This is a genomic window from Halalkalibaculum sp. DA3122 (assembly GCF_043951865.1).
Taxonomy (GTDB): Bacteria; Bacteroidota; Rhodothermia; order Balneolales; family Balneolaceae; genus JAMQKA01.
This window is the reverse complement of sequence record NZ_JBINJF010000008.1, coordinates 34,108-47,815: the sequence shown is the minus strand read 5'-3', so window position 1 is coordinate 47,815 and position 13,708 is coordinate 34,108. Positions and strand designations below refer to the sequence as shown.

Sequence of the window (13,708 nt, the reverse complement as noted above, 5' to 3'; positions counted from 1 at the left end):
CTCTCTTCAACCAGAAAAAAACAACAGGTTTTTATGCCATTATTCAGAGTAGATCCGGACGACCCGTTCGAAGGTCCTCATCAAAAGCAGGGGGAACAGACCTACGGTTCATCCGTGGAAAAAGCAAAAGCCGCAATGATCCTGGTGCACGGGCGCGGGGCCTCTGCAGAAGGTATGTTTTCGCTGGCCGACCAGTTTGCGCAGCCCGACTTTCACTACGTGGCGCCCAAGGCCGCCAACCATACGTGGTACCCGTACTCCTTCCTCGAACCGAAGGAAAAAAATCAGCCGGGTATCTCCTCCGGGTTGCAAAAACTGTACGATTTGATCCGGTCGATCGAGGACCAGGGGATCCCCAAAAACAAGATTATGCTGCTGGGCTTTTCACAGGGTGCCTGCCTGGCAACCGAATTTGCTGCGCGCCATCCTGCACGGTACGGCGGAGTGGTCGGCTTAAGCGGTGGCCTTATTGGTCCTGAAATCCAGTTTGATGAGTATGAGGGCGATCTCGAAAAAACGCCCGTATTCCTTGGGTGCAGTACGGTCGATCCCCACATCCCCAAGGAACGGGTGAACGAGACGGAACAGGTATTAAAATCCCTTGGAGCGGAAGTAACCAAAAAACTCTACAAGGGGATGCCCCACACGGTCAACGACGATGAGATCAAAACGATCCGCGGAATGATGGCAGAGCTGTTAACTTCGTAATTTTTTACGCACTTACAATTTCTAATCAAGACTTACACCATGAACAAGCCAATTAACGTACTTGGTTTTGCAGGGAGCCTCAGGGAAGGCTCATACAACAAAGCACTGATCAGGGCCGCAGCAGAGCTGTCCCCGGAAGAGATGGAGATCCATTTTTTCGATCTCGAGGGTATTCCCCTGTACAATGCGGATCTGGAGGCAAAGGGCGACCCGGAGCGGGTGATCGAATTTAAGAAGGCGATCGACCGCGCAGATGGACTGTTAATCGCCACCCCGGAGTACAATCACGGGGTACCGGCCGTCACGAAAAATGCGATTGACTGGGCGTCGCGTCCCCCGAAGAAAGCGCCTCTTAACGAGAAACCGGTCGGAATTGTAGGGGCATCGCCCGGTATGACGGGTTCCGCCCGTGGACAGAGCCAGCTTCGCCAGGCGTTTGAGTTTACCAATTCCTATTGCATGCCCCAGCCGGAAATCCTGGTCTACCGGGCTCATGAAAAGTTTGATTCGGAGGGAACGCTTGTTGACGAGCGAACGAGGGATTATTTTGGCAGGTACCTGCAGTCGTTGTACGAGTGGATATTGAAATTTCAGTAGAGGAGTCCTATGCAGATAACCAGGTTATACAGCGGTGAAGACGGGGAGTCACATTTTGAGGATATTGAGATTTCCCTGGAGGATGCGGGCGATATCGGGCGTCTATCGGAACGGGAGGATGCAACAGGCATTGTTTTCAGGGAGACCGGGCCCGATTATGATTATGACTGGCACAACGCCCCGCGGCGGCAGTACATCATCATGCTGGATGGAGCGGTGGATGTGGAGATCAGTGACGGAACGGTCCGCCGTTTTGGCACCGGCGATGTTTTGCTGGCCGAAGACACCACGGGGCGGGGACATAAAAGCAGGGCGGTAGATAACAAGCCGAGGAAGTCCGTTTTTGTGACGCTGGACGAATTTCAAGTTGTTGGGGAGTTATGAGCCACCAGGGTAAACGCAGCGAAGGCTTAGTTTAGTTATTTGTAAAACCAACAACTAATATTGTCCGGTGATTTCAGAGGATGTTCTACATATCGGGGTCGAAGTAAGTCTGCTTTGCGACTAAGATTTAATATCCCAAAAATGTTAAAAAGGATTCAGGCAATCCTCCGGATTTTGCCCTTGCAGCATCGCCAAAAGGTTGTCGGCGGTTCTTTTTTGCAGTTCATCCTGTGCCCTGTCAGAAAACCAGGCATAGTGTCCCGTGGCCATCACGCGGGGATGCTCAACAAGCCGGCGTGAAAGCTGGTCCGGAAGCTCCGTTTTAAAAACGTCAAGTCCCGCGCTGTGAATAGATCCACTTTCCAGGGCTTCCAGCAGGGCCTCCTCATCCACCACTTCCCCCCGGGCCGTATTCACCAGAATCGGGCCGCGTTCCATCTGGTCGAAGGCCTCCTTATTAATCAGGTGGCGGGTCTCCTCCGTGAGGTTACAGTGAATGCTGATGACATCCGCCGTTTGCAGCAGTTCATGGTATGAAACGGGCTGAGCGTTTGCCCGCTCAAATTGTTGCTCTTCGACATAGGGGTCGCAGGCGATAACGCTTTTAAACAGGGAGCCCGCTTTTTGAGCCAGGGTCCCCCCGATCCGGCCCAGCCCGAGAATGCCAAGAACCAGTTCATGGAGCTCCGGGACGCGATCGGAGGGGGCGCCTCCAAAGCGGGTGTAGATATTTTCATAGCCGGGTTTTAGCATGCGCACGCAGGCAAGGATGAGTGCCAGGGCGTGATCGGAGACCGAATGGTTGCCGTATCCACGAACGTTGGCGCAACGGACGCCAAAACGGGTACAGGCGTCGACATCGATGTTGTCGTACCCCACTCCATAGCGGGCAACAGCTTTAAGGTTTGGCGTTTGCTCCAGGAAACGATCGTCGATTTCAGTGAAACGGATCAGTATCCCCTCCGCATCAGAAGCCAGGTTGATTTTTGACTGGTAATCTCCCTTCTCGCCCTCAAAGACTTCGAAATGGTACCCGTGTTCAGTGAACAACGTTTCTTCATAGCTGCAGGATGCGATCCCCGGATCCAGCAGTGCGATCTTCGGGGTTGTTGTATCATTGTCAGTCATAAAAAATAACGGTATTTTTTTGAAAAGTGGAAGGTTAACCATTCTTGCGTAGCCAGGCAATGTTCCTGAATTTTTTGCATGTTCATTATGAACGGATGAGAGCATATCCTGATCGGTTCGGGACAACTCGGAGTGCACTCGAATGCGAGAACGTGTTGATATCCGGCTATCGCCATCCTTTTGCTGCGCTTTCTGTAATGTGTAATTCCCTATTATGAAAAGTATTGTTAGATTGTCTCATCCGCCAATTTTCTCAATCCTGTTTCTATGGATATTTTATGGATAGGCATGGCTTTCTTGTTCGGGATGCTGGTTTCCCGGGTTAAGCTGCCGCCGCTGGTCGGCTATCTGGCAGCGGGGGTCATTCTTTCGGCTTACGGCTACGAGGCGGGGCAGGCGCTTCATGAAGTGGCGCATCTCGGGGTGCTGTTCCTGCTCTTTACCGTGGGACTGCACCTGCGGCTTAAAAATATTGTCAGGATTGAGGTTCTGGGCACAGGAGGTATTCACCTGCTGCTTAGCATCGGCATCTTTGTACCCATTGCCCTTCTTTTTGGATACAGCATCCTGGCGTCCCTGATTATAGCCGTGGTGCTCGGGTTTTCGAGTACCGTGTTGACGGCTAAAAATCTGGAGCGCAGGGGCGAACTGGGTGCTTTTCACGGTCGGGTGGCTATTGGAATCCTGATAGTGCAGGATATCGTGGCCATTGTGCTGCTGGGGCTGACCAGTGGAACGACGCCCTCACCCTGGAGTCTTGCCCTGCTGGGGCTGCCCCTGATCCGGCCGGGAGTAATAAAAATTGTTGAGCTGAGCAACGAAGAGGAGCTCAAACTGCTGTTTGCACTGATGCTGGCGATGGGCGGTGGAGCCGTTTTTGAGGGGGTGGGACTCTCCTCCGAACTCGGGGCTCTTGTTGCGGGCATGCTGCTTTCCGGTCACGAAGTGGCAGACGAGCTGTCAAAAAAATTATGGGGCCTGAAAGAGGCTTTCCTGGTGGGCTTTTTCCTTGAAGTGGGGCTGGCGGGACTCCCCGGACTGCAGGACTTTTACCTGGCGCTGGTCGCCGTTGCCCTTCTGCCGTTGAAAGCGGTGCTGTTTTTTGCGCTTATGCTGTTTTTTAAGCTGAGGGCCCGTACCTCGTTTATCGCCACAATTTCTCTTACCTCATACAGTGAATTTACGCTGATTGCGGGTTCAGTTGCGGCTTCTGCGGGATTTATACCCGGGGGAGTGGTCGTGGCTTTTGCCCTGCTCACAGCGATCTCCTTTGCGCTCAACGCCCCGCTTTCGATCTGGGAAGAAGCGTTGTGGAAACGGATGGAGCTGTTTCTCAGCCGGTTTGAGCGCGACGTTCGCCATCCCGACCAGCAAACGATCTCCCTCGGAGCCGCCGAATACCTGGTCGTTGGCATGGGGAATGCAGGGAAGGCCGCATACGACCGCCTGAAAAAAGAGAAGAAACAGGTCGTCGGCGTGGATATTGACCCGGCGCGGATTCAGCAAAATATCGAGGAGGGACGGCGTGTAATATATGGTGATATGCAGGATATTGAGCTTTGGAGCAATATGGAGCTGGATAATATCCAGGCCGTTATTTTGGCCGTTGGTACGCCGGATGCGAAAATTAATGCGACAAAATATATGCGGTCAAACAGGTTTAAAGGATCCATTTATGCTCTAACGATGCGGGATGAAGAACACCGCGCATTGAGAGAGGCCGGGGCTACGGCTGTGTGTCTCCCCATCACGCAGGCCGGACGCAAACTGGCGGAGTTGAGCCTTTTCGGTGACGACGGTTCGGAAGAGTTGATACTGAATACGGAAGTTGGAATCCCGGACCGTTGAAATTTTTCATAAAAATTTCAACAATGCTTTTAACTGAAGAGTGCAAATTTTGGACAAATAAACGGATTTAACACATGATTCAATATGGATATGGAGTGTACACACCTTGATCAGATACAAGTGACAGGAACCGATCAAACGGTTTGTCCCGAATGCGAAGCGCAGGGCGATCAGTGGGTGCATCTGCGTATGTGCCTGGTTTGTGGTCACGTGGGATGTTGTGATTCTTCAAAAAACCGGCACGCCCGAAAGCATTACCGGCAGACCGGGCACCCGCTGATCCGGTCGGTGGAACCGGGTGAAACGTGGCGCTACTGCTATATAGACAAGCTTTTTCTGAATTCGCAAAACAGGGCGATCCGCAAAGGCTAGTGTAGCTGTTGGGTTTTGAATTTATCCATCGTGCTATGCCATATGTCAACCATGAATATTCGGGTTTACGGGATACTTGAACGCAGATGAGGCTGATACTGCGGATTAACCACAGAATAGTTGTTCCAAGTACTTTCAATGATCTATCCATGTAGATCAGCCTGACTGATGGTATCCGCGTTATGTCAGGAAAAGATAAAATCCGGGACTTTACAATGCACTATTCCGTATCATCCAGGAGATGTGATTGCGCCGAAGGTTGCAAATTTGGTACGTTGTTGATCTGTTTTAAAAACGATCAATTTGCCATAAAAGAACTTGCGGGTCAATTTTGATCATATCGCCGGCAAAACTATTTTATTACTCAACAGGCACCGAGAACCGGTGTGTTGTAGTACCTGTTGCCAAAAAGAAGGGATTGAGGAAGGCAAAACATTCATTTTAAACTCATTCAAAAGGGCTGACACCATGAAGATAAAACTTGTATTTTTATTGTTATTGGGACTTTCGGTGGGATGCACCTCGCAAGAGGTTGTGGATGCCGACAAGGTGATTGAAAATGTGCATATCATTTCGATGAATAATGAGGGAGAGATACAGCAGGATCGCACGCTGTTTATCGCTGGCGATCGCATCATACGCATTGCGGAAGCCGGTCAACTGCAGGCGCCGGAGGAGGCTGAACGGATCGATGGTCAGGGTGGATACCTGATCCCCGGCTTGTCGGAGATGCACGCCCACATCCCCCCGGAAGATGCCGATCGCGCATATATTGAAGATGTGCTGTTCCTGTATCTTGCCAACGGCATAACTACGATACGGGGAATGCTCGGGCAGCCGCTGCATCTCGAACTTCGGGAGCAGGCGGCGCGGGATGAGATCGTAAGTCCCCGCATTTATACCTCCGGACCGGGGTTCAGCGGCGGCAGCATCCAAAATGTGGAGCAGGCCCGCCAGCGCGTTCGCGACCAGCACAAGGCGGGGTACGACTTTCTGAAGATATTTCCGGGCCTCAGCCTGGAAGAGTACAACGCAATTGCCGATGAGGCCAACAGCGTCGGGATTGAATTTTCCGGTCACATTCCCGCATCGGTGGGACTTGAGCGGGCTATTGAAGCGGGTCAGACCACGGTGGATCACCTGGATAAATATGTTGACGCCCTGGTCCCCGACACGGTGGATCTCGACCAGATAGAGGATCCGGGTGTCATATATTTTGGCATGCATCTCACACCCGTGGCAGACCGCAACAGGATACCGGAGGTAGCGCAAATGACTGCCGAAGGGGGAACCTGGAACGTGCCAACCCAGGCCCTGCTGGAACATGTACTGGGTTTGGAATCGGCTGAAGAGTTTGCCCGGCGCCCGGAATTCCAGTACATGCCCGATGAAACGGTCTCGGAGTGGATCAGCAGCAAACAGTCGATAACCGGTAATGAGGCCTACTCAGAAGAGCTGGCCACGGAATACCTGCAGCTGCGCCGCGACATCATCAAGGCGTTACATGATGAGGGTGCAAACCTGTTGCTCGGATCGGATGCACCGCAAATTTTTAACGTTCCCGGGTTTTCCATGCATCATGAACTCCGTTATATCGTCGAAGCGGGCCTGACGCCCTACCAGGCCCTGGAAACCGGTACCTACAACACCGCGCAGTACCTGCAGGATCTGGAGAATACCGGGACCATAGAGGAGGGAAAAATGGCCGACCTGGTGCTGCTGGAGTCCAATCCGCTGGAAGATATCAGCAACTCGGAGACGATTGCCGGCGTGATGTATCGCGGCAACTGGTTGAGCAAAGAGGAGATAGATAACCGACTGGAGAAGATCGCGCAAAAATACCGGTAGCGTTCTCCCTGTTTTCTCGGGCAGTCACTCGCGGAGAGTAATCACTTTGCTAAACGTAAATTCCGGGTGGATGCGGGACGAGAATACCATCTTTCGAGCATGGAGCGGGGAGGGTGAAATTGCAACGCAGCACTCAATCGAGCTTGTCTACAGCCGTGTAGGTCATTTCAGTGAGCACCTCGGTGTAGCGTTCGCCCAGCTCCCTGGCGATGGTCGACCGGAGCTCATCCTGAACCTGCTGCAGCCGGGGTTGCAGGTCAAGGCTTTTTCCGGTGGGGTGCACTTCCGTAGCACGCCCTGCAGAGGTGCGCTCGAGGTAGCCGCGATGCTCCATTTTGTCGAGCAGCCGTGTTACGGTAGAGGGACTCAGCTCCAGCTCCCGGCTGATCTGGCCCGGGCGGATTCCGGGTTGCTCGTTGACCGTCATCAGCAGGTAAGCGTAGGATGGAGACAGTCCCAGGGGAGTAAACGCCTCCTCGGCAATACTTGTCAACCTGCGCGAGAGAACATTGGTGGTAAAATAGAGGCAGTCCCGGTATCTGTTTTGTGAAAATTCCATATCATTAAAATACAGATTTACTCTGGACGGGCAACTCGAAAATTATAGGTAAGATGTTCTTTTTTTTAATATTTTTTCATCATTAACAGTAATAAAATCAGGGGGTTAGGGATATGATAAAGAATATTTTATTTGGGAGTGTTGGGTTTATTGCGACCGGAATTGTCATCGGGATTATTTACTTCTCACTTGTATTGCCAAACGTGAGTGAACCACCAAAGCTGGAAATTGAATATACAGATGAGCGGGTAGAGCGCGGCCGATACCTGGTGGAAAATGTAACTGTTTGTACGACTTGTCACACCAACAGGCAGCACCAAATTTTTTCGCAACCGATCGACTCTTCCCGTATCGGCGGGGGTAATCTGGCTCCCTTTGTGGAGGAGGGCGTCGGCCGGTTGTATGCTGCAAACATCACGCCTTACAATTTGAAAAACTGGACCGATGGCGAGCTGTACCGGGCTATTACCGCCGGAGTTGACAGGGACGGGAATGCCCTGTTTCCCCTGATGCCCTATCAGCACTACGCTGAGATGGACCGCGAGGATATTTTTTCCATCATCGCCTACGTGCGCACGCTGGATCCGATCGAACAGGAGGTGCCAGATTCGGAGCTTGAATTCCCGATGAACTTGATAGTCAAGACGATTCCCCGGGACCCGAACCCACAGCCCCGCCCGCCAAAGACCGATACGATAGCCTATGGCCGGTATCTCGTAAATGCCGCGAGCTGTTCCAGCTGCCACACACCAAAGGATGCGCAGGGTCAGCCGCTGCCGGGACTGGAGCTGGCCGGTGGATTTGAATTTCCGATGCCCACGGGAGGCGTGGCGCGTTCATCAAATATTACGCCGGATACGGCAACCGGAATAGGAACCTGGACGGAAGAAAAGTTTGTGGCCCGTTTTAAATCCTATGTCGCAGGAGTGCGTGCGGTAAAAGAGCAACAGTTCAATACCGAAATGCCCTGGACTTCATTTGGCGGAATGCACGAGGATGATTTAAAGGCTATTTATGCCTACCTGCGAACAGTAGCTCCGGTTGAACACAAGGTGACGGCCTTTTCTTCGGATATTCAATAACGGGGTGTGGGACGCACGGGGAAGGTGCACCCCACGAGACCGTTTATTTGATCGGTTCGATATCCCAGATTCGTTCCGCATAATCCGAGATCGAGCGGTCCGAGGAGAAAAAGCCCATATGGGCCACATTGATAATGGCCCGCTTGTACCAATCCTGCTTGTTGCGGTAGACTTTTTCGACCTCTTCCTGTTTTTTGACATAGGCTTCATAATCGGCCAGAACCATAAAATAGTCGCCGTGATGCAGCAGGTTATTGATAACAGGCTGGAACAGGTCCGGTTTTTCGGGGCTGAAGAATCCGTCCCGTATCTGGTCGAGCGCTTTGCGCAGTTCCTTGTTTTCCTGGTAGTATTCCTGGGGATTATATCCTTCCGAACGGAGTCGCTCGATGTCGTCGACTTCGAGACCGAAGATGAAGATGTTTTCGTCTCCCACCTGGTTGCGAATCTCGATATTGGCCCCGTCAAGCGTGCCGATTGTAAGGGCGCCGTTCAGCGCAAACTTCATATTGCCAGTGCCGGAAGCCTCCATGCCGGCCGTCGAAATCTGCTCAGAAAGATCGGCTGCGGGAATCATTTTTTCAGCCAGTGAAACGCGGTAGTTAGGCAGGAAAATACATTTTAATTTATCGCCTACATCGGGATCATTGTTCACCTTGCGGCCAATATTGTTGATCAGCTTGATGTGCTGTTTGGCGGTGGTGTAGCCCGGCGCCGCTTTTCCGCCGAAAATGACAGTGCGCGGCTGTATGTCGGCTTCCGGGTTATCCTTGATACGGTTGTACAGCGTAATGACGTGCAATGCCGCCATTAGTTGTCGCTTGTACTCGTGGATACGCTTGATCTGGATGTCGAAAATAGAATCGGGATTTACATCGATATCAAGCTCCCGCTTGATGTAGCCAGCGAGGCGCTTTTTGTTCTCCCGCTTGATCTCGCCGAAGCGGTTCTTAAAGGCCTCGTCGTCGGCAAACTGCTCCACCTTTTTCAGCTGTTTCAGGTCGGTCAGCCAGTCGTCGCCGATGTGTTCCGAAATCAGGCTTGACAGGCCGGGATTGCACTGTTTCAGCCAGCGGCGCGGGGTGATCCCGTTGGTGACATTGGTGAACTTGTCGGGGTAAAGTTCGGCATAATCCTTGAAGATGGTCTTCTTCATCAGGTCGGAGTGGATCTTCGACACCCCGTTGATCTTGTTGGCAGCCACGATGCCCAGCGGCCCCATCTCGACAACCGGATCCATCTCTTCCCCGACGATGCGCATGCGGCTGACCCGGTCTTCGTCATCGGGAAACTCGGCCCTGATCTCATCCATAAACCGCCGGTTGATCTCGTGGATAATTTGTGTATGCCGCGGCAGCAGGTTTTGCATCAGCGAGATCGGCCATTTTTCGAGGGCCTCCGGCATCAGGGTGTGATTGGTATAGTTGATGCATTGGGTGGTGATATTCCAGCTGGTATCCCAGTTCAGGCCTTCGATATCCATCAGGATGCGCATGAGTTCAGGTACCGCCAGGTTGGGATGGGTGTCGTTGCATTGAAAAGCGACTTTTTCGGGCAGTTTCCGGAAGTCGTCATGCTGCTTTTTGAACCGCCGGATAGCATCTTGTACAGAGGCGGAAACAAGGAAATATTCCTGCTTCAACCGCAGTTCCTGTCCCTTGAACACCTTGTCATTGGGGTAGAGGACGCGGGAGATATTTTCCTCCAGCATGTTGTCGCGCACCGCATCGATGTAGTCGCCCTGGTTGAAACTTTTCAGGTCAAATTCGTGAGAGGCGGTGGCTTTCCAAAGCCGGAGGTGATTTACGATATCATTTTTGTACCCGGGAATCGGGGTGTCGTAGGCCACGGCAAGCACATCATGGGTGTTTTTCCACTCAAAATGGAGTTCACCGTCGTCTCCCATGTGAGAAACCGTTTCCCCGTAAAAGTGGACCGGGTATTCCACCTTGGGACGCACCATGTTCCAGGGGTAGCCGTACTGGAGCCAAAGGTCTGCCTTTTCCACTTGCCAGCCATCCTCGATCTCCTGGTCAAAAATTCCGTAATCATACCGGATCCCGTACCCGATGGAGGGAATACCGAGGGTTGCCATCGAATCGAGATAGCACGCGGCCAGCCGCCCGAGCCCGCCGTTGCCGAGGCCCGCATCCACCTCCACCTCGCGGATTTTTTCGTAATCGAGGCCCATCTCCTCAAAGGCCTGTATCGCTTCATCCTGCATGCCCAGGTTGATCAGCATGTTGTCGAGAAGGCGCCCGATCAGGTACTCCATCGACAGGTAATAGACACGCTTGACATCCTGCCTGTAATAGCGCTGCTGGGTGTCGATCCAGCGGTCGTGCAGCCGGTCCATGACCGACATTACCACGCTGCGATAGATATCCCATTCGGTGGATGAGTACTTGTCTTTTGCGAGAGTGTAGTAGAGATGCTGGTGAATGTCCTGTTTAAACGATTCCACGTCCATTCCGGTACGCGGATCAACGTGAGTAGCACTGTTTTCCATATAGACCAAATTTCTTTCAAATGAACAGCTAATTAAAAGTATTAATTGGTCAATTAAAAGTGAGGCACGAAATTATTTCGATAAAAGGCTTCTTTTGGGATGCGAGAGGGGTAGGGGCTGGCTGCCCTGGCAGGAGTGAATGTACGGTTTATTCCTTTTGGTAGATACCGCGATCCGGTTTAAAGCCCGGTTTGGTGATATTGGTGGGAAATCCCAGGTCTACAAATCCGTGATAGGCGTTGGTAGCTACAAAGTCTTGTTCAAAGAGACCGTAGACCGAGGACCCGCTGCCACTCATGGAGGCGTAAAGGGCGCCAAATTCGTAAAACTGGTCCTTCATGTTGCCGACAATGTGGTTGCGGGGCAGGACCGATTGCTCGAGGTCGTTTTGGAGGGTGAAGCGCCACTCTTCGGGGTCGGTCTCCGTAAGGGTTTTTTCAAGCTCGAACTCCGGTTCCGGGTTGGGCCGGCAGTGGCGGTAGGCCTCGGGAGTGCTGCTCTTTACATTGGGGAAACAGGTGATAATCCAGTAATCGGGTTGAATGTCGAGCGGGCGAATTTCGTGTCCCACGCCGCTCCCTATGCCTGCTTGTCCCTTGATGAACAGCGGTACATCCGCGCCGAGATCCCGCCCAAGGTCTGCCAGTTCCTCATCTGTCAGGCCCAGGTTTTCAATTTTGTTGAGCATGCGCAGGATAAGGGCGGCATTGCTGCTCCCGCCGCCCAGGCCACCGCCCGCCGGAATACGTTTGTCAACGTTGATATGATAGGCGTTGCTGATCTCCACATATTTTTTCAGTTGTCGCACCGCCCGGTTGATGAGATTATCTTCCCCGGCGGAGATCGTCTCGTCGTCGGTATCCAGCTCCAGCTGCCAGCGGCTGGCTTTTTGCACTTCAAACCGGTCGCTCCAGTTGATGAAGCCAAATCCGGTTTCTATGCGGTGGTACCCGGTGGGCAGCCGTTCCAGTACGTGCAGCCCGAGATTTATTTTGGCGTATGAGTCAGCAATCCACTTCATATATCAGTTTAACAATTTGGCAGTGTGTCAGTTAACAGTGGAATTAAGAACTAAAAAATGAAAAATTTTAAACATTTTCGATCTCAGCAAAACATCATTCAGTGTAGAGCTAATATTTAACGTGATCAGCATGATCACTGTAATACTGTTCACTGTTCACTGATAAATTGGTCTTTGATTTTCATCATGTAATCGAATGCCGCATCATGTTCGTTGGGGATTTCTCCCTCCAGTATGGCCTCTTTAATCGCCTCTTTAATTTCGCCGATGACCGGTCCGGGTTTCAGGTCAAAGGTCTCCATAATTTCGTCTCCGCTGATCGGGTTGGTCCATCTGCGCATGCGATCTTTTTCTTCGACCTCTTCGATTTTTTGTTCAACACGATCGAAATTTTTGTGATAGCGTTGCACTTTTCGCTCGTTTTTGCTGGTGATGTCGGCCCGGCACAGCGTCATCAGGTCGTCGATATCTTCTCCCGCTTCATACAGGAGTCGGCGGACCGCACTGTCGGTGACCTCGTCAGAGACAAGGGCGATAGGCCGCAGGTGCAGGCGCACGAGCTTGCGTACATACCGCATCCGCTCGTCGAGAGGAAGTCCCAGCCGCCGAAAAATCGACTTGACCCATTTGGCGCCGATTGCATCGTGGCCGTGGAAGGTCCAGCCCGTTCCCTCTTCAAATTTCTGGGTGGCCGGTTTGGCGATGTCGTGCATGATGGCCGCCCACCGCAGCCAGAGGTTGTCACTCATTTCGGCCACGTTGTCCAGCACTTTGAGCGTATGCCAGAAGTTGTCTTTATGGCGCACGCCGCGCACCTCCTTGACCCCGTGCAGCCGGTGCATTTCGGGAAAAAACTTCTCCAGGAGACCTGTGCGAAACAGGTAGGAGAATCCGATAGAGGGTGTGGGAGCCATCACAATTTTGTTGAGCTCCTCGATGATCCGCTCTTTGGAGATGATATCGATGCGGGAGGCCATCTTTTCGATCGCCTTGTAGGTGTTCTTTTCGATGTCAAAATTGAGCTGGGTGGCAAACCGGACGGCCCGCATCATGCGCAGCGGGTCATCGTCGAAGGTTTGCTCGGGATCAACCGGCGTGCGGATCAATCGCTTTTTGAGGTCCTGGATACCGCTGAATGGATCCAGCAGTTCGCCGAAGTTCTCTTTGTTGAGCGACCAGGAGAGGGCATTGATGGTAAAATCGCGCCGGAGCTGGTCATCCTCGAGGGTGCCGTCTTCCACAACCGGCTTTCGGGAGTTGCGCCGGTAGCTTTCCCTGCGGGCCCCGACAAACTCCAGGTCCAGGTCTTGATACTTCACCTGCGCGGTTCCGAACCGTTTGAATACGGCGAGATTATCGGTACCCAGCCGGGATGCGACCTCCCGGGCTATTTCAATTCCTGATCCTACTGTAACAAAATCGATATCCAGTGCATCGTCTTCTTTGGATCGATTTAAGAAATAGTCGCGGACATACCCGCCCACCACGTACACCGGCTGGTCGAGCGCAGCGCCGGCTTCGGAAATAACGGAAAAAACTTTTTTATGCTTGGGATCTATATCCTTCAACGGGAAATGGTGTTGCCTGTTCAGATTGTTCAAATGAGCGTAAAAATAATAACAATTGAACTTGCTTTCAGGTATTCTTTGTCT

General features: G+C 52.3%; 12 protein-coding genes. 7 read left to right on the top strand and 5 right to left on the bottom strand.

Annotation, left to right across the window (positions count from 1 at the left end):
• Window positions 1–33: 33 nt before the first annotated feature.
• Genes ACG2F4_RS07500 through ACG2F4_RS07490 form a run of 3 tightly spaced genes read left to right on the top strand, consistent with a single transcriptional unit; the run spans window position 34 to window position 1,689 of the window.
• Window positions 34–708, top strand: a complete 675-nt coding sequence (locus ACG2F4_RS07500) for an alpha/beta hydrolase (protein WP_395259603.1) — start codon at window positions 34–36, stop codon at window positions 706–708.
• A 39-nt stretch (window positions 709–747) separates the two neighbouring features.
• Window positions 748–1,305 carry an NADPH-dependent FMN reductase gene (locus ACG2F4_RS07495; RefSeq protein ID WP_395259602.1) on the top strand — a complete coding sequence of 186 codons (558 nt, stop codon included), beginning with the start codon at window positions 748–750 and terminating at the stop codon, window positions 1,303–1,305.
• A gap of 9 nt (window positions 1,306–1,314) precedes the next feature.
• Window positions 1,315–1,689, top strand: coding sequence for a hypothetical protein (locus tag ACG2F4_RS07490; RefSeq protein ID WP_395259601.1), 375 nt, complete (start codon window positions 1,315–1,317; stop codon window positions 1,687–1,689).
• Between the two features lie 144 nt (window positions 1,690–1,833).
• On the opposite strand, the gene ACG2F4_RS07485 is transcribed toward ACG2F4_RS07490, so the two are convergent.
• Window positions 1,834–2,817: a C-terminal binding protein gene (locus ACG2F4_RS07485; RefSeq protein WP_395259600.1), complete on the bottom strand. Its 984-nt coding sequence runs from the start codon at window positions 2,815–2,817 to the stop codon at window positions 1,834–1,836.
• A gap of 267 nt (window positions 2,818–3,084) precedes the next feature.
• On the opposite strand from ACG2F4_RS07485, the gene ACG2F4_RS07480 reads away from it, so the two are divergent.
• The 3 genes from ACG2F4_RS07480 to ACG2F4_RS07470 all read left to right on the top strand — a co-directional run bounded on the left by ACG2F4_RS07480 (window position 3,085) and on the right by ACG2F4_RS07470 (window position 6,885).
• Complete coding sequence (locus tag ACG2F4_RS07480) at window positions 3,085–4,665, top strand: cation:proton antiporter (RefSeq protein WP_395259599.1); 1,581 nt, start codon at window positions 3,085–3,087, stop codon at window positions 4,663–4,665.
• 84 nt (window positions 4,666–4,749) lie between these two features.
• Entirely contained in the window at window positions 4,750–5,037 is a 288-nt protein-coding gene (locus ACG2F4_RS07475; RefSeq protein ID WP_395259598.1) for a ubiquitin carboxyl-terminal hydrolase 14, read from the top strand.
• Between the two features lie 468 nt (window positions 5,038–5,505).
• Window positions 5,506–6,885, top strand: a complete 1,380-nt coding sequence (locus tag ACG2F4_RS07470; protein WP_395259597.1) for an amidohydrolase family protein — start codon at window positions 5,506–5,508, stop codon at window positions 6,883–6,885.
• Window positions 6,886–7,018: 133 nt separating this feature from the next.
• Here ACG2F4_RS07470 and ACG2F4_RS07465 read toward each other — a convergent pair whose 3' ends face one another.
• Window positions 7,019–7,444 (bottom strand): MarR family winged helix-turn-helix transcriptional regulator, encoded by a 426-nt coding sequence (locus ACG2F4_RS07465; RefSeq protein WP_395259596.1) that lies wholly within the window; start codon window positions 7,442–7,444, stop codon window positions 7,019–7,021.
• 113 nt (window positions 7,445–7,557) lie between these two features.
• Here ACG2F4_RS07465 and ACG2F4_RS07460 point away from each other — a divergent pair, with 113 nt between their 5' ends.
• Window positions 7,558–8,526: a c-type cytochrome gene (locus ACG2F4_RS07460; RefSeq protein WP_395259595.1), complete on the top strand. Its 969-nt coding sequence runs from the start codon at window positions 7,558–7,560 to the stop codon at window positions 8,524–8,526.
• A gap of 43 nt (window positions 8,527–8,569) precedes the next feature.
• Here ACG2F4_RS07460 and ACG2F4_RS07455 read toward each other — a convergent pair whose 3' ends face one another.
• From ACG2F4_RS07455 to ACG2F4_RS07445, 3 genes are all read right to left on the bottom strand, one after another.
• Entirely contained in the window at window positions 8,570–11,035 is a 2,466-nt protein-coding gene (locus ACG2F4_RS07455; RefSeq protein WP_395259594.1) for a glycogen/starch/alpha-glucan phosphorylase, read from the bottom strand.
• A gap of 148 nt (window positions 11,036–11,183) precedes the next feature.
• The gene (gene ispE, locus ACG2F4_RS07450) at window positions 11,184–12,056 is read right to left on the bottom strand and encodes a 4-(cytidine 5'-diphospho)-2-C-methyl-D-erythritol kinase (protein WP_395259593.1); all 873 of its coding nucleotides are present in this window, start codon (window positions 12,054–12,056) and stop codon (window positions 11,184–11,186) included.
• 149 nt (window positions 12,057–12,205) lie between these two features.
• Window positions 12,206–13,624 (bottom strand): CCA tRNA nucleotidyltransferase, encoded by a 1,419-nt coding sequence (locus ACG2F4_RS07445; RefSeq protein ID WP_395259592.1) that lies wholly within the window; start codon window positions 13,622–13,624, stop codon window positions 12,206–12,208.
• Window positions 13,625–13,708: the final 84 nt, after the last annotated feature.

Excerpts from the sequence above, each read along its gene's own strand:
- ACG2F4_RS07500 (WP_395259603.1), top strand. The coding sequence starts at position 34 with ATGCCATTATTCAGAGTAGATCCGGACGACCCGTTCGAAGGTCCTCAT.
- ACG2F4_RS07495 (WP_395259602.1), top strand. The coding sequence starts at position 748 with ATGAACAAGCCAATTAACGTACTTGGTTTTGCAGGGAGCCTCAGGGAA.
- ACG2F4_RS07490 (WP_395259601.1), top strand. The coding sequence starts at position 1,315 with ATGCAGATAACCAGGTTATACAGCGGTGAAGACGGGGAGTCACATTTT.
- ACG2F4_RS07485 (WP_395259600.1), bottom strand. The coding sequence starts at position 2,817 with ATGACTGACAATGATACAACAACCCCGAAGATCGCACTGCTGGATCCG.
- ACG2F4_RS07480 (WP_395259599.1), top strand. The coding sequence starts at position 3,085 with ATGGATATTTTATGGATAGGCATGGCTTTCTTGTTCGGGATGCTGGTT.
- ACG2F4_RS07475 (WP_395259598.1), top strand. The coding sequence starts at position 4,750 with ATGGATATGGAGTGTACACACCTTGATCAGATACAAGTGACAGGAACC.
- ACG2F4_RS07470 (WP_395259597.1), top strand. The coding sequence starts at position 5,506 with ATGAAGATAAAACTTGTATTTTTATTGTTATTGGGACTTTCGGTGGGA.
- ACG2F4_RS07465 (WP_395259596.1), bottom strand. The coding sequence starts at position 7,444 with ATGGAATTTTCACAAAACAGATACCGGGACTGCCTCTATTTTACCACC.
- ACG2F4_RS07460 (WP_395259595.1), top strand. The coding sequence starts at position 7,558 with ATGATAAAGAATATTTTATTTGGGAGTGTTGGGTTTATTGCGACCGGA.
- ACG2F4_RS07455 (WP_395259594.1), bottom strand. The coding sequence starts at position 11,035 with ATGGAAAACAGTGCTACTCACGTTGATCCGCGTACCGGAATGGACGTG.
- ispE (WP_395259593.1), bottom strand. The coding sequence starts at position 12,056 with ATGAAGTGGATTGCTGACTCATACGCCAAAATAAATCTCGGGCTGCAC.